The organism is Gordonia sp. CPCC 206044, assembly GCF_048537895.1.
GTDB lineage: Bacteria > Actinomycetota > Actinomycetes > Mycobacteriales > Mycobacteriaceae > Gordonia.
Genome location: NZ_JBCLVL010000004.1, coordinates 25,899 through 47,844, shown reverse-complemented (window position 1 = coordinate 47,844; position 21,946 = coordinate 25,899). Strand labels below are relative to the sequence as shown.

General features: G+C 67.7%; 16 protein-coding genes and 1 tRNA gene. 12 read left to right on the top strand and 5 right to left on the bottom strand.

What is annotated here, in order from left to right; translation table 11 throughout:
* The first annotated feature begins 69 nt into the window (after positions 1-69).
* The 5 genes from AAFP35_RS06925 (at position 70) to AAFP35_RS06905 (ending at position 6,766) form a co-directional block, all read left to right on the top strand.
* Positions 70-714 carry a helix-turn-helix transcriptional regulator gene (locus tag AAFP35_RS06925; RefSeq protein ID WP_419220830.1) on the top strand — a complete coding sequence of 215 codons (645 nt, stop codon included), beginning with the start codon at positions 70-72 and terminating at the stop codon, positions 712-714.
* Positions 711-2,246 (top strand): MFS transporter, encoded by a 1,536-nt coding sequence (locus AAFP35_RS06920; protein WP_419220829.1) that lies wholly within the window; start codon positions 711-713, stop codon positions 2,244-2,246. The genes AAFP35_RS06925 and AAFP35_RS06920 overlap by 4 nt, the downstream gene beginning before the upstream one ends.
* A gap of 217 nt (positions 2,247-2,463) precedes the next feature.
* Complete coding sequence (locus AAFP35_RS06915) at positions 2,464-3,669, top strand: exonuclease SbcCD subunit D (protein WP_419220828.1); 1,206 nt, start codon at positions 2,464-2,466, stop codon at positions 3,667-3,669.
* Positions 3,666-6,638 carry an AAA family ATPase gene (locus AAFP35_RS06910; RefSeq protein WP_419220827.1) on the top strand — a complete coding sequence of 991 codons (2,973 nt, stop codon included), beginning with the start codon at positions 3,666-3,668 and terminating at the stop codon, positions 6,636-6,638. The genes AAFP35_RS06915 and AAFP35_RS06910 overlap by 4 nt, the downstream gene beginning before the upstream one ends.
* 55 nt (positions 6,639-6,693) lie before the next feature.
* Positions 6,694-6,766, top strand: a tRNA-Arg gene (locus AAFP35_RS06905).
* Between the two features lie 215 nt (positions 6,767-6,981).
* Here the strand turns inward: AAFP35_RS06905 and AAFP35_RS06900 are convergent.
* Complete coding sequence (locus tag AAFP35_RS06900) at positions 6,982-7,536, bottom strand: DUF4334 domain-containing protein (protein WP_419220826.1); 555 nt, start codon at positions 7,534-7,536, stop codon at positions 6,982-6,984.
* A 109-nt stretch (positions 7,537-7,645) separates the two neighbouring features.
* On the opposite strand from AAFP35_RS06900, the gene AAFP35_RS06895 reads away from it, so the two are divergent.
* A complete protein-coding gene (locus AAFP35_RS06895; RefSeq protein ID WP_419220825.1) occupies positions 7,646-8,290 on the top strand; it encodes a hypothetical protein in 645 nt (214 codons plus the stop codon).
* Between the two features lie 20 nt (positions 8,291-8,310).
* On the opposite strand, the gene AAFP35_RS06890 is transcribed toward AAFP35_RS06895, so the two are convergent.
* Together AAFP35_RS06890 and AAFP35_RS06885 are read right to left on the bottom strand one after the other, a co-directional pair.
* A complete protein-coding gene (locus AAFP35_RS06890) occupies positions 8,311-9,105 on the bottom strand; it encodes a DUF305 domain-containing protein (protein WP_419220824.1) in 795 nt (264 codons plus the stop codon).
* An 8-nt stretch (positions 9,106-9,113) separates the two neighbouring features.
* Entirely contained in the window at positions 9,114-9,959 is an 846-nt protein-coding gene (locus AAFP35_RS06885) for a DUF3105 domain-containing protein (RefSeq protein ID WP_419220823.1), read from the bottom strand.
* Positions 9,960-10,109: 150 nt separating this feature from the next.
* On the opposite strand from AAFP35_RS06885, the gene argS reads away from it, so the two are divergent.
* The 6 genes from argS (at position 10,110) to rho (ending at position 18,994) form a co-directional block, all read left to right on the top strand.
* On the top strand, positions 10,110-11,762 hold the full coding sequence (argS, locus tag AAFP35_RS06880; RefSeq protein WP_419220822.1) for an arginine--tRNA ligase: 1,653 nt from the start codon (positions 10,110-10,112) through the stop codon (positions 11,760-11,762).
* Positions 11,759-13,180 carry a diaminopimelate decarboxylase gene (gene lysA, locus AAFP35_RS06875; protein ID WP_419220821.1) on the top strand — a complete coding sequence of 474 codons (1,422 nt, stop codon included), beginning with the start codon at positions 11,759-11,761 and terminating at the stop codon, positions 13,178-13,180. The genes argS and lysA overlap by 4 nt, the downstream gene beginning before the upstream one ends.
* Positions 13,177-14,487: a homoserine dehydrogenase gene (locus tag AAFP35_RS06870; protein ID WP_419220820.1), complete on the top strand. Its 1,311-nt coding sequence runs from the start codon at positions 13,177-13,179 to the stop codon at positions 14,485-14,487. Before lysA ends, AAFP35_RS06870 begins: the two co-directional genes overlap by 4 nt.
* Positions 14,480-15,559 (top strand): threonine synthase, encoded by a 1,080-nt coding sequence (gene thrC / locus AAFP35_RS06865; protein WP_419220819.1) that lies wholly within the window; start codon positions 14,480-14,482, stop codon positions 15,557-15,559. The genes AAFP35_RS06870 and thrC overlap by 8 nt, the downstream gene beginning before the upstream one ends.
* 13 nt (positions 15,560-15,572) lie before the next feature.
* The gene (gene thrB / locus AAFP35_RS06860) at positions 15,573-16,538 is read left to right on the top strand and encodes a homoserine kinase (RefSeq protein ID WP_419221146.1); all 966 of its coding nucleotides are present in this window, start codon (positions 15,573-15,575) and stop codon (positions 16,536-16,538) included.
* A 359-nt stretch (positions 16,539-16,897) separates the two neighbouring features.
* Positions 16,898-18,994: a transcription termination factor Rho gene (rho, locus tag AAFP35_RS06855; protein WP_419220818.1), complete on the top strand. Its 2,097-nt coding sequence runs from the start codon at positions 16,898-16,900 to the stop codon at positions 18,992-18,994.
* A 117-nt stretch (positions 18,995-19,111) separates the two neighbouring features.
* Here the strand turns inward: rho and AAFP35_RS06850 are convergent, their stop codons facing one another.
* Positions 19,112-20,107, bottom strand: a complete 996-nt coding sequence (locus AAFP35_RS06850; protein WP_419220817.1) for a heme transporter — start codon at positions 20,105-20,107, stop codon at positions 19,112-19,114.
* Positions 20,108-20,167: 60 nt separating this feature from the next.
* Positions 20,168-21,946, bottom strand: a complete 1,779-nt coding sequence (locus tag AAFP35_RS06845) for a diflavin oxidoreductase (protein WP_419220816.1) — start codon at positions 21,944-21,946, stop codon at positions 20,168-20,170.

Genomic DNA, 21,946 nt, shown 5'->3' with positions numbered 1-21,946 from the left:
GCAGGTGCATTTCCCCGATGGCTCGAGGCCACCACGTGCACCCGGGATGTCGGATGAGGGGAGTGCAACGTGGGTGACCAGGCGCAGGCGGTGCAACAACCGTTGGCGATTCTGGTGCTCGGGCTCGTCGCCGAGCGGCCCATGCATCCCTACGAGATGTTCCAGACGACCATCGAGCGACGGGAGGATCGCCTGGCCAAGTTCCGGCCGGGCACGATGTACCACACGGTCGACAGGTTGGCGGCCAAGGGCCTGATCGAGGTCCACGACGTACAGCGTGAGGGCAACCGGCCCGAGCGGACGGTGTACGCGATCACCGATCTCGGGCGAGAAGCGTTGCGGGACAGTCTCGAACAGATCCTCGAGCGCCATCCGGTCGAGTATCCGGAGTTGTATCTCGCGTTGTCGGAGGCACACGGCCTGCCGCGGGCGCGGGTGATCGAACTCCTGCGTCGTCGCCTCGAGGCGATGCGTGCCGATCACGACACCATGACCGAAGCCGTCGCGCAGGTCCGTGAACGTGGCAGACCGGAGATGTTCTATCTCGACGCCGGATGCCGCATCGCGACATTGCGAACACAGATCGAGTGGCTCGACGACCTCGTCGACCGACTGGAGAACTCCACCATCGAATGGCTCGATGACCCGGATTCCCCGTACTGCGGAACTCCGGGCACGCCGGCCGTCCAGAACGAGAAAGCTGACGCAAGATGACCTCCCCGACTTCCGAGACGTCACCGCCGTCTCCGGCGCAGGTGACCACCCGGCCCTGGGCCGCGATGCTGGCGCTGTGCGTCGGCTTCTTCATGATCCTGGTCGACATGACCATCGTCGCGGTGGCCCAACCCCAGATCCAGACCGCTCTGCAGACCGACGTCAACGGCATCGTCTGGGTGACCAGTGCGTATCTGCTGACTTACGCTGTGCCACTTCTCATCACCGGTCGCCTCGGCGACAAGTACGGACCGAAACTCGTCTATCAGGTCGGTCTGTTGGTCTTCACCGCGGCCAGTGTGTGGTGTGGCTTCTCCGGCTCGATCGGCGAGCTGATCGCCGCCCGTGCGCTCCAGGGCATCGGTGCGGCACTCATCACGCCGCAGACGATGGCGTTGATCACCCGTATCTTCCCGCCCGAGAAGCGCGGCGCCGCAATGGGTGTCTGGGGCACCGTGGCCGGCGTGGCGACACTGGTCGGCCCGCTGCTCGGCGGCGTGTTGACCGACAGCCTGGGCTGGGAGTGGATCTTCTTCGTGAACCTGCCGGTGGGTGTCGTCGGCCTGATCCTGGCCGCGGTGCTGGTGCCCAGCGTCGAGACCCACGACCACCAGTTCGACTGGCTGGGGGTCGTCCTCTCGGCGGTCGGCCTGTTCGCCTTGGTGTTCGGCATCCAGGACGGTGAGAAGTACTCGTGGAACGCCGGGATCTGGACGCTCATCATCGGTGGCCTGGTGGTGATGGCGGCCTTCGTCTGGTGGCAGTCGCGTATCAAGGGTGAGCCGCTGGTGCCGCTGTCGTTGTTCCGGGATCGAAACTTCTCCCTGTCCAACATCGGTATCGCGTCGATGGGTTTCGCCATCTCCGGTCTGATGATCCCGACCATGTTCTTCCTACAGCTCGTGGGCGGGATGTCCCCGACGCGGTCCGCCGTGATGATGGTGCCGATGGCGTTGTTGACCGGTGTGCTGGCGCCGATCGTCGGGCGGGTCCTCGACCGCGTGCATCCGCGGGTGATCATCGCGTCGGCGTTGCTGCTCAACGCGATCGCCGTCGGATGGCTCGGCATGATCGCTCGTCCGCAGACCCCGGTGTGGCAGTTGATCATCCCGATGTGCCTGATGGGTATCGCATCGTCGGGCATCTGGGCGCCGTTGGCTGCCACGGCGACCCGCGGACTGCCCTGGCATCAGGCCGGCGCCGGTGCCGGTGTGTACAACACCACCCGGATGATCGGCTCGGTGCTCGGCAGTGCTGCGGTCGGCGCGCTGATGCAGACCCGGCTGGCCGCCGAACTGCCGGGTGTCGACACCGAACACCACAACGCCACCGGTCAGTTGCCGGAGATGGTCCGCGAGGGTTTCGCGACGGCCATGGGAGACACCCTGTACCTGCCGGCGGCCGTTCTGCTGATCGGCGTGGCCGCGGCCCTGTTCTTCGTCAAACCGAAGCATCAGGGTCCGCCTGCCGCGCCGGAGGGGACCCAGCCGTCCGGAGAGGCCGCGCCCGCGGGCCCGGTGCACAGCTCCTGACAGCGGCGGGCCGTCCGAGCCTCGGACGCCCGCCTCACCACTGAGAACCACCCCCGGTGGGTCCGTCGCCGACCAACGGCGCCGGCCCCGCCGACGGGTGGTTCTCGGCGTCGACGGGTGTTCTCGGTGGTGAACGGCACCGACGCGCACCGACTGTGGTGGGAGCCGTGGCCTTGCCTCCCACAGTCTGTCGGCCCTCGATCGTAGGGTTGTGGCCATGCGAATCGCGCACACGTCTGACTGGCATCTGGGACGGACGTTCCACGGTGTCGAGCTCCTCGACGACCAACGGCGGGCGCTCGCGCACCTCGCCGAGGTCGTCGCGGAGGAATCCGTCGACGTGGTGATCGTCGCAGGCGACGTCTACGACCGTTCGGTACCGTCGGCCGACGCCGTACGCGTGTACGACGAAGGTCTTGCGCAGATCGCCGCGGCCGGTGCGCGGATCGTCGTCACCTCGGGCAATCACGATTCTCCCACCCGGCTCGGTGCCGGATCGGGTTTCGCTGCCGCAGGCGGACTGCACCTGCGGACCACCGTCGCGGGTATCGACGACCCGGTGCTCGGTGAGGACGAGTTCGGCGAGGTGGCCATCTACGGCATCCCGTATCTCGAACCCGATTCGGCACGAAGGGAACTCGGTGTCGACGAGGCCCGTGGTCACGCCGACGTGCTGGCCGCCGCGATGGATCGTGTGCGGGCGGATCTGGCCGCACGGTCGGCGCGTTCGATCGTCGTCGCGCACGCCTTCGTCGTGGGAGCGGTGGCCACCGGTTCCGAACGGTCGATCAGCGTGGGCGGCGTGGAAACCGTTGCCGCGGACACATTCTCCGGCGTCGACTACGTTGCGCTCGGGCACCTGCACTCGCCCCAGCAGCTCACCGAAGCGGTGCGATACAGCGGGTCGCTGCTGCCGTACTCCTTCGGCGAACGCTCCCACCGCAAGTCGATCTGGATCGTCGACCTCGACGCCGACGGTCTGGCCGAGGTGCGGGCTCGGGAACTCCCCACCGTCCGCGGCCTCAGTTCGCTCACCGGCACGCTCGACGAACTGCTCACCGACGACACGCTCGTCGACGCCGAGGACCACTACGTCGAGGCGACCCTGACCGATGCCGTGCGGCCGGTCGACGCGATGCGCAGACTGCGGGAACGATTCCCGCACGCGGTACATCTCCAGTGGCAGCGGCCCCACCTCGGCGACGGTCTCGACTACGGGTCCCGCGTGCGCGGGCGAACCGATGCCGAGATCGTCGAGTCGTTCATCGACGATGTGCGTGACACCGCGACGGCAGGCGAACGCCGATTGATCGATCGTGCGCTTCGCGATGTGGTCGGCGAGCCGGAGACCCACGTGGGCGCCGAGGGCGATGTCGAGGAACTGGCCCTGTTCTCGATCGAGCCGATCGCCGAGTCGGCATGAGGTTGCACCGCTTGCGGATTCGGGCTTTCGGGCCGTTCGCCGACGAGATCGAGATCGACGTCGACTCGGTGTCGTCGGACGGACTGTTCCTGCTGCACGGCCAGACCGGTGCAGGCAAGACGACCATTCTCGACGCCGTCGCCTTCGCCCTTTACGGCCGTGTGCCCGGTGCCCGTGACACCAACCGTCGACTGCACTCCGACCATGCGACCGCCGAGGTGACCCCGGAGGTGGAACTCGAGGCGACGATCGGTGGTCGGCGTCTGTGCCTCACCCGGTCGCCCGATCACCATCGACCCAAGAAGCGCGGCACCGGGACCACGAAGGTCAACGCCCGCGCCTGCCTCGTCTGGGTGGACGGATCCGGTCCGGATCTCACACGTCTGCCGGAGATCGGCGAGGCCGTCGTGCGTCTCCTCGGGATGAGTGCCGAGCAGTTCTTCCAGGTGGTCTTGTTGCCGCAAGGGGAGTTCGCGCGCTTTCTGCGGGCGACCTCCGAAGATCGAGAACTGTTGTTGGAGAGGCTTTTCGACACCGAGCGGTTCGGTGAGATCGAGGAGTGGCTGCGTGAGCGTGCGCGACGGTCGGCGAGCGCGCTCGAGGAGCGGGCCACCGCCGTGGACCGGATCGCCGGCCAGATCGTGGCGGTGGCCGGTGTGCCGACACCGGCGGTACCCGACATGGACTGGGCACAGGCGTGCCTGGACGCCGCGCGTGACGACGCCGCGCGTGCGCGTGGCGAGCTCGCCGCCGTGCAGGCGGAAGTAGATCGGGTGCAGGCGGCCCACGAGCACGGACGACGCATCGCGGAACTCCGTAGGCGCGGCGCCGAGGCACAGACGCGCCTCGAACGGCTCGACCGTGAGCAATCGGTGCTCACCGAGGCGGCGCAAGCGCTGCGGGCCGCTCGGCGGGCGGCGCCGATCGCCCCGGTCGCCGACGACCATGATCAGGCGCTCGCGGCAGCCGAACTCGCCGATCAGCTCCGGGAGCATGCGCGTGCCGAGCTGCGAGAGCTGCCCGATACCGCGCACCTGTGCGAGACCGACGACGGTGCCGCGCTGGAGACCGCGATCGAGCAGTGGATCACCGAGTCGGGACGATGGGAGCCGTTGGCGCGTCGCGAGTCACAACGACCAGGGCTCGTCGCCGAGATGGACGAACTCACCGAGCATCTCGACCACGCCGATCGCCGCATCGCCGCGTTGCGAACGCACCTCGACGCGGCCCCGCAACGTCGCGCCGAGATCCTCGGCGAACTCGCCGATGCGAATGAGGCACGAGCCCGGATCCCGCAACTGACGGCAGAACGCGAGCGGCTCGACACGCTGGCGGCAGCGATGGCCGACCGTGATCGGCTCGCGGAGCCGATGCGCAAGGCACGACAGCACCTCGACGAAGCGCGCGAGGCCCACCTCACCGCGCGGTCGCACCTGCTGGACCTGCGTGAGACACGACTCGCCGGGATGGCCGTGGAGCTGGCGAACCAGTTGGCCGACGGTGAGCCGTGTGTGGTGTGTGGCTCGACCACTCACCCCGCACCGGCGGGAGGGGCCGAGGGCGATCGGGTGAGCGAGGCCGACGAGACGGCCGCCGGGGAGACCGAACAGCGCGCGGCGGCGGCAGTGGCGCAGGCCGGCTCCGGACTCGCCACCCTGACCGAGCGGCACGCGAACCTGACCGCTGTCATCGGCACTGCCGGCCCGCGGGAGATCGAGGCCGATCGGACCCGGATCGCCGACCGGCTCGTCGTCGCGACACGCGCGTCCGAACGTGTCGGCGAACTCGAGCGCCGCATCTCCGCCGTCGATGCCGAGGTCGAGCGGTGGCGGGCCGAGCTCGGCGAACTCGAGAGCACGCGATCGGGCAGGCGCGAACGCCTCACGGGTCTTCGCTCGACACTCGCCGAACTGGACGCGGACATCGCCGAGGCCACGGGCGGGCGGATCGGTGTGGCACAACGCCGCGACGACCTGGCCGAGTTGTGCCGACGGGCGCGGCGCCTCCGCGAGACCGGGCAGGATGCCGCCCGTGCACGGCGACGCGTGACGGACCTGGCCGAGCGCCTCGGCACCGAATGCGCCTCCGCGGGCTTCGACGACGTGCACTCGGCGCGGTCGGCGGCGGCATCCGAGGAGCAGATCGCCGAATGGGAGTCGGCACTGGCGCAGGCCGCGTCGTTGCGGTCGGGGGCACAGGAGATCCTCTCCGACGACGAGGTGGTCGGTGCGCTCGCCGCAGAATCCGTCGATGTCGCGGCGCTGGCCGACGAACTGACCACGACCCGACAGGCGCGGGATGCGGCGACGAGGCGCAATGCCGTTGCGGCACATCGATTGACCGACCTCGAGGGATTCGTCGGCCAGTTCTGGGCGGCCGCCGATGCCCTGGCACCGTTGCAGGCCCGCCACGCCGAGCTACACGGGCTGGCCGAACTGGTCAGCGGGCGCGGACAGAATTCCCGACGGATGTCGCTGCGGTCCTATGTGCTCGCCGCTCGTCTCGAAGAGGTACTCGTCGCCGCGTCGGCTCGGTTGCGGCAGATGTCCTCGGGGCGCTATGAATTCGTCCACTCCGACGCGGCCGGGCCCCGAGGTCGCCGCGGCGGGCTGGGCATCGAGGTGATCGACGAGTACACAGGTGTGGTCCGCGCGACGACGACCCTGTCCGGCGGCGAGACGTTCTTCGCGTCGCTGGCGCTGGCACTGGGTCTGGCAGACGTGGTCTCGGCCGAATCCGGTGGTCGAATCCTCGACACGATCTTCATCGACGAAGGATTCGGCACCCTCGATCCGGAGGCTCTCGACCTGGTCATGGGAGTCCTCGACGACCTGCGATCGGGTGGCCGCGTCGTCGGGGTGGTCAGTCACGTCGGCGAACTGCAAGAACGGATCCCGGCTCAGGTGCATGTGGTGCGCGCCGAAAACGGATCGCATGTGTGGGTGCGCGGAGCCGTCGGTGTGTCGTGAGGGCCCGATTGGGTTCTCACGGCCACAGTGCGCTACTCTGAACCCCGCCCGATGAGCCCCCGTAGCTCAGGGGATAGAGCGTCTGCCTCCGGAGCAGAAGGCCATAGGTTCGAATCCTATCGGGGGCACCGTGACATTCTTGCCGGCCTCCGGCCGGTGTGCGCCCACTGTGTTTGACAAAGAGAGATCTACGCGGCCGCACGGTGACATTTCTGCCGGCCTCCGGCCGGTGTGCGCCCACTGTGTTTGACAAAGAGAGATCTACGCGGCCGCACCGTGACATTCTTGCCGGCCTCCGGCGCCACTCTTTCGGTGACATCGACTCCGGCGACGTCGACGCCGCTCAGCGCAACCGCATCGACTCGTCACGGCGCAGCACGAAGAAGTACGGGCGATCCGATCCGCGCAAGTCCATCGCGCCCATCACGGCGTCCTCGGACAGACGTCGGAACACGTCATTGACCGGCAACTGGTCGTACACCATCGTGGCGGTGTCCACTCCTCGGTACCGGGTGGTCCGAAGCCGGGCCTTCGGTGACCGTGTCCGCAGCGCGGGTCTCGCCACCGCGATCGGCGTCACGAACGAGAGGTTCTTCACCGCCGGGAACCGTGCGCCGAGCGGGACACCGCTGAACGCGAGAACCGGATTCATCGCCCACAGGGCCGACCCGTCGCGGGTGGGGAACAGCAGTGGATGGACGGTTTCGGCGTCGACGAATTGCTTTCCCCACCAACCGCTGGCCGCCAGGAGGCCGTCCATCGGGTGACCGGTCGGCAACTCGGCGCCGCGCCACGTGCCGATCATGGAGTCGGCATCCACCGGAGCGAGGTCGTCGTACTGCTCGAGGGCCTCTGCCGTGGTGGTCGGGACGGTGGCCAGCAGCTCATCTGCACGCATGCCCGACATGCTACCCAGCAAAGACACGAGCATCGGAATTTGTATCTTCGCGGTCGGGATCTCTGGCCGATCCGACCCGGCGCGTGCGTGCAGAGGTCAGGATGGACCGATGGATGCTGACACCGCCCCCGCACAACGATTGCTGTCGGCGACGGCGGAAAAGCAGTGCTGGGGCTTCATGATCGGTTCGACCCTGTTCGCGGTGGGATCCGCGCCGGGGTTCGCCGATGCGGTCGGTTCGTCGGTGGCCAACCTGTGCTTCTTCGCTGGTGCGTGGTTCTTCACCGCTGCGGCCCTGGTGCAGTTGGTGCGCAGCGGTGACGCCACCACCTCGCGCAGCGACGGCGAGCGTCAGTTCCGGCCCGAGTGGCTCTCCGCGGCAACGCAGTTCGCCGGAGCGCTGTTGTTCAACGTGAGCACCGCCGCAGCGTTGCACGCGGATACCGTCACCGATGAACGTCGTCGGGTGTGGACCCCCGACGCGGCGGGTTCACTGGCCTTTCTGGTCAGCGGGCTCCTCGCGGTGGTCGTGGTCGCACACGCGATGCGATGGTGGGCGCCCCGGCGGCGCGACTGGTGGGCTGCCCAGATCAACCTGCTCGGCTGCGTCGCCTTCGGGATCTCGGCTCTCGGTGCGTATGTCACCTCCGCCGGGGAGGTCGTCAACGATGCCGTGGCCATGGGCGGGACCTTCGTCGGCGCGATCTGCTTTCTGATCTCCGCGTGGCTGTCGCTCCCGCGACGGGCGCACTGACCCGGATCATCACGGCACCGTCAGTTCATCGGCAACGGGGCCGAATTCCGTTCCGCCAGCATCTGTTCGATGATGGCGATCTCCTTGTCCTGCGTCTGCTTCATCGCGGTGGCGAGGCTGCGGACGTAGTCCTCGGAGACGTTCGCGGGATCGGCCGCATACTCCATCATGTGCAGACCACCCTCGTGGTGGCGCAACATCAACTGCAGGAAGTACACGTCGGCATCCGGGCCGTGCAGGGCGCGCAGCCTGTTCATCTCGGCGGACGTGGCCATGCCGGGCATCGGGGGAGTCTCGGTGTCGGCCGATGACGATGGCATGGACATCGACGGCATGGACATCGACGGCATGGATGGGGACATCGACGGCGTCGACGGCATGTTGCTCATGTGGTGATCGCCGGCGTGGTCGTGGCCCATCCAGGCCATCGGCTCGGACGGGTTGATCAGCGGTTGCCCCCATCGGGTGAGCCACGACTGCATCTGCCCGATCTCGTTGCTCTGGGCGGTGAGGATGTCGAAGGCCATGCTGCGGACCTGCGGGTCCGTACCGTTCTCGAGTTCGATCGCGGCCATCTCCACGCCTTGCTCGTGATGCCGGATCATGTCCTGGGCGAAACCCACGGCGGCCGGGCTCGCAGCCGGGGCGGCGGCGTCCGGGTCATCGTCGAGGCCGGCCGCGATCAGCAGTCCTGCTGCGATACCGATGAGGAGTAGCGCGATCCCCACGAGCGACAACAACACGGCGCGTGAGCGTGGGGAGCGTCCGCCCGCGATCGTCGCGGCGGGGTCGGGATCGTGGCCACTGTCACTCATCTCGTGTCCTAACCGGTCGGCATCGTCTCGTCGGCGGCGTCGGCCGACCCCGTTCCGTCCATCTTCACGGCGTCCGGGCCGGGCGGACCCTGATCGGCTGCGGGAGGATCGGCCGGGTCGAATGCGCCGGGGATGGCGGCGCACGCGGCCTGGGTCTCCGGGAAGGCTGCCTCCGACGGGTTCTCCTTGTACACGCCGGGCGTGGTGTTGCGGCGCAGCGCGGTGATGAACTGGTCGATCCGCGGGTCGGTGGCGGAGTCCGTCTTCAGCTGATGGCCCCAGCTCTGCAGCGAGACGGGGTGATCGAGGTCCGGGTAGGGCGACAGGAACAGGAACTGTTCGCCGGTGACCTTCTTCTTCAGCGTGTCCAGATCGTCGGCCGCGATGGTGTCCGGGTTGTAGGTGATCCACACCGCACCGTGTTCCAGCGCGTGCACGGCGTTCTCCGAGCGCAGCGGTTCGGGATAGACGATGCCGGTACACGTCGCCCAGACCTCGTCATGCGGTCCGCCGAACGGAGGCGACTGGTCGTAGGCAACACGCTGATCGCCCCGTACGTGCAGGGCGGCGCGATAGTAGATCTTGGTCACCCCGGGGATCCGCGACGACGGATCGGGATCCTGCGCCGACGGCACGAAGCCCTCGACGGTCTGTGGCTTGAGGCTCTGGGCCTCGCGTTCGTCGAGGAACTTGGGCAACAGATAGGCGATCAGTCCGACGATGACCGCGACGACCACCACGACGGCGCCGACGATGGTCCAGTCGACATGCCGTCCTCCCGCCGCAGGAACACCCCCCGACCTGGCCGGACGCTTGCTGGACTTGGGCACATTGGGGCCGGGTTTGGCTGCCATCGCTCTCTTTCTGCTGCGGCGCCGACCGGGGTTCGCAGCGCGGCGAGCGACAGTCTACTGACCCCGCGTGACACGGTTGCGTTCGTCATCGGGGCGCCTGGGCGGAGGCGATTGTCCTCTGGTACGGGTCGGCCAATAGGATGGTGATTCGTGACTCCCGCCGATCTCTCCGCGTTGCTTGCTGCTGTGACGCTGACCGTTGTCCGTGACCACGGGCTCGACGAGTCCCTGGTGCCCGAAACCGTGGTCGTCGAGCGGCCGCGCCACGCCGACCACGGGGACTACGCGACCAATATCGCGCTGCAACTCGGCAAGAAGCTCGGTGTGTCCCCGCGCGACCTCGCCGGGTGGCTCGCCGACGCGTTCGCCGGGGCGGACGGCATCGAGAAAGCCGAGGTCGCCGGGCCCGGGTTCGTGAACATCTGGCTGGCCGCCGCGGCCCAGAACTCCGTGGTCGCCACGGTGCTCGACACCGCCGCCGACTACGGACGCGGGGCCGAACTCGGCGGACACAGCATCAACCTGGAGTTCGTCTCTGCGAACCCGACAGGACCGATCCACCTCGGCGGCACCCGATGGGCGGCCGTGGGCGACGCGCTAGGCCGTGTGCTCGGCGCCCGGGGAGCCGCGGTCACCCGCGAGTACTACTTCAACGACCACGGAACCCAGATCGACCGCTTCGCCCGGTCGCTGGAGGCCGCGGCACAGGGGAAACCGACGCCCGAGGACGGTTATGCGGGCGACTACATCGGCGAGATCGCCGCGAACGTCGTCGCCAAGGTGCCCGACGTCCTCGATCGACCCGAGACCGAGCGGGTCGAGACGTTCCGGTCGGTCGGCGTCGACCTGATGTTCGACCACATCAAGACCAGCCTGCACGAGTTCGGCACCGACTTCGACGTGTACACCCACGAGGACAGCATGTTCACCTCGGGGATGGTCGACCAGTGCATCGCCGAGCTCAAGGCCAACGGCAACCTCTACGAGAAGGACGGGGCCTGGTGGCTGCGTTCGACGAACTACGGCGACGACAAGGACCGCGTCGTCATCAAGAGTGACGGTCACGCGGCCTACATCGCCGGCGACATCGCCTACTACCGCGACAAGCGCAACCGCGGTGCCGATCTGTGCATCTACATGCTCGGTGCCGATCACCACGGTTACGTGAGCCGTCTGAAGGCGGCGGCTGCCGCGCTCGGTGACGACCCGGCGACCGTCGAGGTGCTGATCGGTCAGATGGTCAATCTCGTCCGTGACGGACAGCCGGTGCGGATGAGCAAGCGCGCAGGCACCGTGATCACCCTCGACGATCTCGTGGATGCGGTCGGCGTGGATGCCGCGCGCTACGCGCTGATCCGGTCCTCGGTGGACGTCAACATCGACATCGATCTCGACCTGCTGCGCAGACAGTCCAACGACAACCCCGTCTACTACGTGCAGTACGCGCACGCGCGGTTGTCCGCGCTGTCGCGCAATGCCGTGGAACTCGGTCTCGAGCGTTCCCTCGACCACCTCGATCTGCTCGACGATCCGGCCGAGGGAGAACTGATCCGCACCATCGGCGACTTCGACAACGTGGTCGCCACCGCGGCGGAATTACGTGAGCCACACCGGATCTGCCGCTATCTCGAATCGCTCGCCGGCGCCTACCACCGCTTCTACGCGCGGTGTCGGGTTCTGCCGCAGGGCGACGAGGAGGCCACCGACATACATCGGGCACGACTCGCGTTGTGCGCCGCCACCCGACAGGTCCTGGCCAACGGCCTCGAGCTCGTCGGCGTCAGCGCTCCGGAGCGGATGTGAACGCGCACCCGGCCGGCCCGCGGCACGCCGAGCAACTGGCCGCACCGCACCTCGCGGAGCGGCCGAACGATCCTGCGGTGCTCGCGACGATTCCGGCAAATGTATGGCCACGCAACGCGGCTCGTGATGACTCCGGTGAGGTGACACTCGCGGGTGTGGGGGTCTCGGATCTGGCGGAACGACACGGCACGCCGCTGTTCGTCGTCGACGAGGCGGATTTCCGGTCCCGGTGCGCCGACATGATCGCAGCCTTCGGCCCGTACGGACGAGTGCACTACGCCTCCAAGGCGTTCCTGTCGACGCAGATCGCGCGCTGGGTCGACGAGGAAGGGTTGTCGCTCGACGTCTGTACCGGGGGAGAGCTGGCGATTGCGTTGCGTGCCGGCTTCCCTCCGGAGCGAATCGCCCTGCACGGCAACAACAAGAGCGTCGACGAGCTGGCCATGGCGCTCGATGCCGGAGTCGGCCACATCGTGTTGGACTCGATGATCGAGATCGAGCGGCTCGACTCGCTGGCCGCCGAACGCGGCGTCGTCGCAGACGTCCTCGTGCGCGTCACCCCCGGGGTCGAGGCGCACACCCACGAGTTCATCTCCACGGCCCACGAGGATCAGAAGTTCGGCTTCGCGCTCGCCGGCGGCGTGGCCATGGACGCGGTGCGCCGCGTCTTCGCCACCGACAACCTGCGTCTGGTGGGACTGCACAGTCACATCGGTTCGCAGATCTTCGACATGGATGGATTCGAGCTGGCGGCCCATCGCGTGCTGGGGCTGCTCAAGGATGTCGTCGCCGAGTTCGGAGTGGATCGCACCGCGCAGTTGTCCATCATCGATCTCGGTGGCGGACTGGGTATCTCGTATCTTCCGGACGACGATCCGCTACCCGTGGACAAGGTGGCGGAGACCCTCGCCGACATCGTGCGTCGCGAGTCGGCGGCGGTCGGTTTGCCGATGCCACGTCTCACCGTCGAGCCCGGTCGCGCCATCGCGGGGCCCGGTACCGTCACGCTCTATCGGGTCGGCACCGTCAAGGACGTCACCATCGGGACCAACCTCACCCGGCGCTATGTCTCGGTCGACGGCGGCATGAGCGACAACATCCGCACCGTGCTGTACGAGGCCGAATACGACATCCGGCTGGTGTCGCGCGTCTCCGAGGCGCCCGCCGTGGTCAGTCGTGTCGTCGGAAAGCATTGTGAGAGTGGCGATATCGTCATCAAGGATTGCTGGCTGCCGTCCGACCTCGGCCCCGGCGATCTCGTTGCGGTGGCCGCCACGGGCGCCTACTGCTACTCGATGTCGAGCCGGTACAACATGACCATGCGTCCGGCCGTGGTCGCCGTGCGGGAGGGCGAGTCCCGAGTGTTGTTGCGGCGCGAGACGATCGACGATTTCCTCAGCTTGGAGGTTTCCGAATGAGTGCAGCCGGAACCCGGACCATCGGGGTCGCGGTGCTCGGTATGGGCAACGTGGGTACCGAGGTCGTCCGGATTCTCGAGGAGAACGCCGACGATCTGCGTGCCCGGGTCGGTGCGCCGGTCGAACTGCGTGGTGTCGCGGTCCGCGATCTGAGCCGGGCGCGCACCATCGCCCCTGAACTGCTCACCGATGATCCGGCGGCGCTGGTGGCCCGCGACGACGTCGACATCGTCGTCGAACTGATCGGCGGAATCGATCCGGCCCGTGAACTGATCCGCGCGGCGCTGCAGAGTGGTAAATCGGTGGTCACCGCCAACAAGGCGCTGCTGGCCGAATACACCGGCGAACTCGCCACGGCCGCAGCGCAGGCCAAGGTCGACCTCTACTTCGAGGCGGCCGTCGCGGGAGCGATCCCCGTGGTGCGCCCGCTGATGCAGTCACTGGCGGGCGACACCGTGGAGCGGGTGGCGGGCATCGTCAACGGCACGACGAACTTCATCCTGTCGGCAATGGACGAGACCGGCGCCGACTATGCCGATACCCTGGCGGAGGCCGGCCGCCTCGGATACGCCGAAGCGGACCCGACCGCCGACGTGGAGGGGTACGACGCGGCGGCGAAGGCTGCGATCCTCGCCTCCATCGCCTTTCACACCCGGGTGACCGCGGCAGACGTCCATCGGGAGGGGATCACCTCGGTGACCGCGGGTGACCTGGTCGCCGCCAAGAAGTTCGACTGCACGATCAAGTTGTTGTCGATCTGTGAGCGCGTCCGCGGCGACGACGGGTCCGAGCGCGTCTCGGCACGCGTCTATCCCGCTCTGATCCCGCTGACCCACCCGCTCGCGACGGTCAATGGGGCCTTCAACGCGGTGGTCGTCGAGGCCGAGAACTCCGGGCGACTGATGTTCTACGGACAGGGCGCGGGCGGTGCTCCGACCGCGTCGGCCGTGCTCGGTGACATGGTGATGGCGGCACGTAACAAGGTGCACGGAGGTCGGGGACCGTTGGAGTCGACGTACGCATCGCTGCCGATCGCGCCGATCGACGATGTGGCAACCCGCTATTACGTGTCGATGAAGGTCGCCGACCGGGCCGGGGTGCTGGCTCAGGTTGCCGGCGAGTTCTCCAAGCGTTCGGTGAGCATCGCCGCGGTTCGCCAGGAGGGTGCGGGCGAGGACGCCCGCCTGATCGTGGTCACCCATCGCGCCCCCGACCGGGCGCAATCGGAATGTGTTGCCGCACTAGAAGACATGGACGCCGTCATCAAGGTGTCGAGTGTTCTGCGATTGGAAGGAACCGATGACTGAAGCCACCCCGGTCCATCAGCGCTGGCCAGGCCTGATCGAGGCATACCGGGACCGTCTGCCGGTCGGCGACGACTGGAAGGTCGTCACCCTGCTCGAGGGCGGCACCCCGCTCATCTCGGCTCCGCACCTGTCCGAGATCACCGGCTGCGAGGTCTATCTCAAGGTCGAGGGCCTCAACCCGACCGGCTCGTTCAAGGACCGCGGCATGACCATGGCGGTCAGCACCGCGGTCAACAACGGCAAGACGGCGGTACTGTGCGCCTCCACCGGCAACACGTCGGCGTCTGCGGCGGCCTACGCCACTCGGGCCGGTATCACCTGCGCGGTCCTCATTCCCGAGGGCAAGATCGCGATGGGCAAGCTGGCACAGGCGGTCATGCACGGCGCCAAGATCATCCAGGTGCAGGGCAACTTCGACGACTGTCTCGAGCTCGCACGCAAGGCGACCGCCGAGTTCACCGAGATCGAGTTGGTGAACTCGGTGAATCCGTCCCGGATCGAGGGACAGAAGACCGCTGCGTTCGAGATCGTCGACGTCCTCGGGCGCGCACCGGACGTCCACGCCCTGCCGGTCGGCAACGCGGGCAACATCACCGCGTACTGGAAGGGCTACACCGAGTACCACCGCGACGGCATCAGCTCGTCGGTGCCGCGGATGCTGGGCGTGCAGGCCGCGGGCGCGGCACCGCTGGTGAACGGCGCACCGGTCCGTGATCCCGAGACCATCGCGACCGCGATCCGGATCGGGTCGCCTGCGAGCTGGAACCAGGCGGTGGCGGCCAAGGAGGAGTCGGGCGGTCAGTTCCGCGCGGCCACCGACGACAAGCTGCTCGAGGCCTACCGGCTGATCGCCGGTCGGGAAGGTGTGTTCGTGGAACCCGCGTCGGCGGCGAGTGTGGCCGGCCTGCTCGCAGCGCGCGAGGACAACTGGATCGAGCCGGGGTCCCTCGTCGTCTGCACGGTGACCGGCAACGGCCTCAAGGATCCCGACACCGCGTTGCGCGGCATGCCCGAGGTCGAGGCGATCCCGGTGGACCCGGTGGCGGTGGCCGATGCGCTCGGCGTCCGCTGAGGCGACCGAGGCGATGAGCGGCCAGGCGACCTCGAGCGACACGGGAACTGTTTTACCCGAGGGAATCTCGGTGCGCGTTCGCGTGCCCGCATCGAGCGCGAATCTGGGCCCGGGTTTCGATTGCCTGGGCATCGCGCTCGGGGTCTACGACGAACTGATCGTCGAGACGACCGCCGGAGGCATCGAGGTCGAGGTGTCCGGTGAGGGCGCAGGCGACGTCCCGCAGGACGGGAACCATCTGGTCGCGCGTGCCATCGCCCGCGGTCTGGCCGTCGCCGGGGCGCGTGCACCGGGTCTGAAGTTGCGTTGTGTCAACGCGATTCCGCACTCGCGGGGTATGGGTTCGTCGGCTGCCGCGGCGGTCTCCGGGCTCGCCGCGGCATCGGGCCTGCTCGTCGAGGCAGGCGTGCGTGAGGCGTTCGACGATGCCGAGCTGGTGCAGTTGTCGTCGGAGTTCGAAGGGCATCCCGACAACGCGGCGGCCAGTGTGCTCGGCTCGGCCGTGGTCACCTGGGCCGAACCCGACGGTGCGGCGGGCCATCGCTTTCGTGCGCGCAGGCTGCCGGTGCACCCCGAGATCACCGCAACCGTGTTCGTGCCCGCCACCGAATCGTCGACCGCGTATACCCGTGGCCTGCTACCGGAGTCGGTGCCGCGCGCCGACGCGGTCTTCAACGTCAGTCGTGCTGCGCTCGCGGTGGTGGCCTTGACCACGGATCCGACGATCCTGCTCGCGGCGACCGAGGACCGGTTGCATCAGGACTACCGGGCCGCGGCGATGGCTCCGTCCATCGAACTGATCGGCGCACTTCGTGCTCGCGGACATGCGGCGACGGTGTCCGGCGCAGGCCCGACCGTGCTGGTCCTCGGCGTCGGGCAGGTCTCCGCCGAGGCCAGGGAGATCGCCGTCGGTCTCGGGTTCGTGCCCGCGACGGTTGCCGTCGCCGGTGGCGTCGAGGTCACCCATTCACAGCGCTGATCGGCACGCGAGACGACGATCGGATCGCAGGGCAGAGACGACAGGCGCGGGCGGCGTGTTTGCCCCGACCACTCGAACGCGTTAGCATATAGTTTGTCTAGCCGCGCAGACTTGTCTTGCCGTGCTTCTCGTCTATCACCGATCTTGCCTTCCGATTCGACACCGGTCGCTGGATCTGCGGTAACCGATATCGAGCTCGCACCAGCGGACACACCGCCGCGGACCACATTTCTTCTACCGTCCACGGAGGAGAATCCCCATCGGGGTCGCTTCGACGAGGACGAAGTCCCGCCTGACGTGAGGGCGGGGAGACGAGACCCCGACGCAGCTCTGGTCTGCGGGGGAACGAAAGGACATCCGTGACGGATACGGACCTGATCACCGCACCAGCCCCCACAACGAGCACCGAGGCGTCCTCGGGAGACTCTGCGGTGAGTTCGAACACAGGTGGCTCCACCCGCGCACGTTCCGGCCTTGCCGGAATGGTGCTCCCGGAGCTGCGCGCGCTCGCCGGTGAGCTCGGTATCAAGGGCATCTCCGGCATGCGTAAAGGCGACCTGATCGCCGCCATCAAGGAGCGACAGGCCGGCGGGGCGTCGTCGGCCAAGAGCGAAAGCGATCGACAGATGACGATCTCTGACGCGCCCGACACCGCGCCGGCAACGACCAACGGCTCCGACACCAAGGGGAGCACCCCCAAGGGTGGCACCGCCAAGGGCGAGAGCAGCAAGAACGGTGGCTCGAAGGCTGCCGGTGCCAAGGGCGACGGTGCCAAGGGCGACAGTGCCAAGGGTGACGATGGCAAGGCCGCAGACGCCAAGGCAGACGGTGCCAAGGCCGGAGATGCCAAGGCGGGCGACACCGGGGAATCCCGACCGACCCGCGGTCGTCGCCGCGCTCGTGCCGAGTCAACCGAGGCGACCGATGCCGGTTCGCCGGCCGCGTCCGGCACCGAGTCGTCGACGCAGGCGAAGGGCGATCGCCAGGGCGACTCCGACGGTGGCGAGCAGCGCAACCGCAACCAGAACCGCAACCGCAATCAGAACCGCGATGGCGGACAGGGCCGTGACGGTGGCGACCAAAGCGGACAGCACAACCGCGACCGGGATCAGAACAACCGCGACCAGAACAACCGCGACCAGAACGGCGGCGGTCAGAACAGTGGCGGTCAAAACAACAACCGCGACCAGAACAATCGCGACGACGACGGCGAGGGCCGTGGTCGTCGGGGTCGCCGATTCCGTGAACGCCGTCGCGGGCGTGACCGTGATTCGTCGGGCCCCAACGAGCCGCAGATCTCCGAAGACGATGTGCTGCAACCGGTCGCCGGCATCCTCGACGTCCTCGACAACTACGCGTTCGTGCGGACCTCGGGCTACCTGGCCGGGCCGAACGACGTCTACGTGTCGATGAACATGGTGCGCAAGAACGGGCTGCGCCGTGGCGACGCGATCACCGGTGCGGTCAAGGTGCCGCGCGAGGGTGAGCAGCAGAACCAGCGTCAGAAGTTCAACCCGCTGGTGCGCCTCGACACGGTCAACGGCACCGATGTGGACACCGCGAAGAAGCGTCCGGACTTCAACAAGTTGACGCCGCTGTACCCGAATCAGCGGTTGCGCCTGGAGACGACGCCCGAACGGCTCGACACCCGTGTCATAGACCTGATCATGCCGATCGGCAAAGGCCAACGCGCGCTCATCGTCTCGCCCCCCAAGGCGGGTAAGACGACGATCCTGCAGGACATCGCGAACGCCATCGCCACGAACAATCCGGAATGCCACCTCATGGTCGTGCTCGTCGACGAGCGCCCCGAGGAGGTCACCGACATGCAGCGTTCGGTGAAGGGCGAGGTCATCGCCTCCACCTTCGACCGTCCGCCGTCAGATCACACCTCGGTGTCCGAGCTCGCGATCGAACGCGCCAAGCGTCTGGTCGAGAACGGCAAGGACGTGGTGGTGCTGCTGGATTCGATCACCCGCCTCGGCCGTGCGTACAACAACGCGTCGCCGGCCTCGGGCCGAATCCTCTCCGGTGGTGTCGATTCCACCGCGCTGTACCCGCCGAAGCGCTTCTTGGGCGCGGCCCGCAACATCGAACACGGCGGTTCGCTCACGATCATCGCCTCCGCGCTGGTCGAGACCGGCTCCACCGGTGACACGGTCATCTTCGAGGAGTTCAAGGGCACCGGCAACGCCGAGCTCAAGCTCGATCGCAAGATCTCCGAGCGTCGTGTGTTCCCGGCCGTCGACGTGAACCTGTCGAGCACCCGTAAGGACGAGCTGCTGCTGTCGCCGGAGGAGTTCTCCATCGTGCACAAGCTGCGTCGGGTGTTGTCCGGATTGGACTCACAGCAGGCGATCGACCTGTTGATCAGCCAGCTCAAGAAGACCAAGACGAACATCGAGTTCCTGATGCAGGTGCAGAAGACCGCACCGGGAGCCATGAAGGACGACTAGAAGTCCTGCGGTGTCGGGGGCACTACGCCGCCGTGCCGACGACACCCGACAGTTCACCGAGCGTGCCCCGACCACCATCGTGGTCGGGGCACGCTCGTCTCGTCGGTCCCGGTGCGCTCACGCAGCGACGTCGTGTGCCAGTTGATTCCAGGCGTCGATGGTCTCCGCGGACACCGATCCGGTCTGCGTCGCGACCAGACTGCAATGACCGTGCCGGTCGTAGAGTTCGATCGAACCCGTGGCTCCCCAGACGCCGTCCGACCAGGTCACCCAGCATGCGGCGACGAGGTCGAAATTGATCATCGTCCGACACGACCCCGATGCGACCACCATCGACCCGCGATGTTCGCGTGCCCCGTCGAGGCGGTCGTGGCGCATCTGTACGCAGCCGGCCGCTGTGGTCGCCAGGGTCATCGGCATCCCGAGCAGGGCCGCGTGTTCGATCGCGGCGATCACCCGTCGCGACTCCACCCTGGTGGCGCCGATGGCCGAATACCCGGGCAGTGACGACAGACGCTGTGTCCCACCGTCGTCGAGGATCGAGTCGAACTGGGCGATCTGATCGACCGGCGGGATGTCGAGGTCGGTGGCCCGGTGTGCGTCGTCGCGCCCGCCCCGGTCGACCGCGCCCGAATATCCGCCGGTCAGCGACAGTGCCTCGAAGGCCAGACGATCCGAGGATTCGGTCAGATACGTCGCATGGGCGGTGTTCCCGTCCGCGTCGAACAGCCGCAGCGTCGGCGGGACGTGCGCGGCGGGGTCGGTGACGACCGCTGCGCCGAGTCGGGCGGGGTTGAGCCGCAAGGAGATCCGCGACGGTCGACAACGGATCGGGCCACCGATGCCGGTGGGTGCGTCATGGGTGCCGACATCGTTCATCAGGACCGGGCCCGCCACGGTAACCCCGACCACGTGGTCGAGGGCCGGCAGGTGTCTGGACACCGACGTGACGTCGGCGCCCAGCAGGGTGCCCGCGAACCCCGGAGTCGCGAGCAGGGCGTCGAGATCGCTGGTCGTCTGCGCCCGCGGACACCGACATCGATCGCCACATGTCGACCGGGCGATCGTGCCGTCGTCGCGTGGGGAGTCGTCTGGTCGAGGTGCCTCTGGCATCGTTGCCGTTCCTTTCACACTGTCGATGGATGACGATCGAGATGGTCGCCACATGCGGTGTCAGTACACGTCGCGCAGATATCGCTTGTCGCGCTTGAGCCGATCGATGACGTCCTGGGCGTCGTCGGCGGACAGGTCTGCGTGATCGGCGACGATCTCGCGCAGCGCAGTGTCGACGTCGCGGGCCATGCGGGTGGCATCGCCGCAGACATACAGGTGTGCGCCATCGGCCAACCACGCGTACAGGTCCGCACCGCGCTCGCGCATCAGGTCCTGCACGTAGATCTTGTGCTCCTGATCGCGCGAGAACGCCAGGTCGACCCGGTCGAGCAGTCCGTCGGCGACGAACCCGTCGATCTCGTCGGCGTAGAGATGATCGTGAGCGCGATGCCGGTCACCGAAGAACAGCCAATTCCCGCCGCGGGCGCCACTCGCTGCACGTTCGTGCAGGAACGCGCGGAAGGGTGCGATGCCGGTGCCGGGCCCGATCATGATGACCTTGGTGTCGTCGGGGGGTAGACGGAACGAGTTGTTGGGGGTGACGAACACGTCGACGCGGGCGCCATCGGGACACCGATCGGCGAGATGGGTCGAACAGACGCCGCCGCGTGGCCGGTCGCCGGAGCCGTATCTGACTGTCGCCACGGTGATGTGCACGGTGCCCGGATGTGCCGCCGGGCTCGACGAGATCGAGTACACGCGGTGGCGAAGCGGGCGTAGTTCGGCAAGCAACTCGTCGGGCGGCACGACGATCGTCGGGTCCACATCGAGCAGATCGAGAACGTCCTTGCCCCACAGCCACGCATCGAGCGCCTCGGAATCCCCGTTTGCCACCAGACGGTTCAGTTCGGTGTCCCGGCCGCGTGCGGCGATGTAGTCCACCAGGGACCTCGACGGTGTCGCGATCTCGTGGCGATGGGTGAGCGCTTCACGAAGGGTTCGTGGAGTTCCGCGGTCGGTGACCGTGGTGTCCGGGGGCACACCGAGTCTCGCGATCAGCCGGTCGACGAGGGAGGTGTCGTTCACCGGTGTGATGCCGATGCCGTCCCCGGGCCGGTACTCGATGCCGCTGTCGCCCAACGAGATGACCAGATGCCGCACCTCTTTGTCGGATCCGGGCCCGGACAGCAGGGTGTTCGCCAGCACGGTCGCCGGATACGGGTTCTTGCGCGTCCACTTCGCGGGCGCGGTCGGCACCGTCGGGATCACCGCTGTGGCGGCCAGGCGATCGTCGGCGTCGACGTCGGCCAATGACCGGATGGCCGACACCAGCCAGGCCTCGGCGGGTTCCTCGAAGTCGACGTCGCAGTCACCGCGTCCCGTCACGGCGGTGGCACCCAGCTCGGCCAGCCGAGCGTCGATGTTCTTGCCTGCCTGGCAGAAACCGTCGTAGATCGAGTCACCGAGCGCCAGCACCCCGAAGTACAGGCCGTCCAGCCGCGGCGCATCCGATGCCGAAAGAGCCTTCCAGAACAACTCGGCATTGTCGGGCATCTCGCCTTCACCGTAGGTGGAGGTGATCACCAACAGACGGCGAGCTGCCGACAACGCGGTCATGTCGAGGGTGTCGAGGTCGCAGCGCTCCGGATCGAATCCCTGTGCCCGAGCGAGGGTCTCGGCCTGGTCGGCGACCATCTCCGCGGTACCGGTCTGGCTGCCGTATGCGATCTGTAGCGGTACGCCGCCTTCCGGCGCGACGACGATCGACGATGTCGCGGTCTCGGGAGACGTCGCCGCAGGCATCGAGACACGAGTGTTGAGACCGGCCAGGAATCCTGCGAGCCAGGCCTTCTGGTCGCCGGTGAACGGAACGTCCGCCGGGATGTAGGGCAGTTGCAT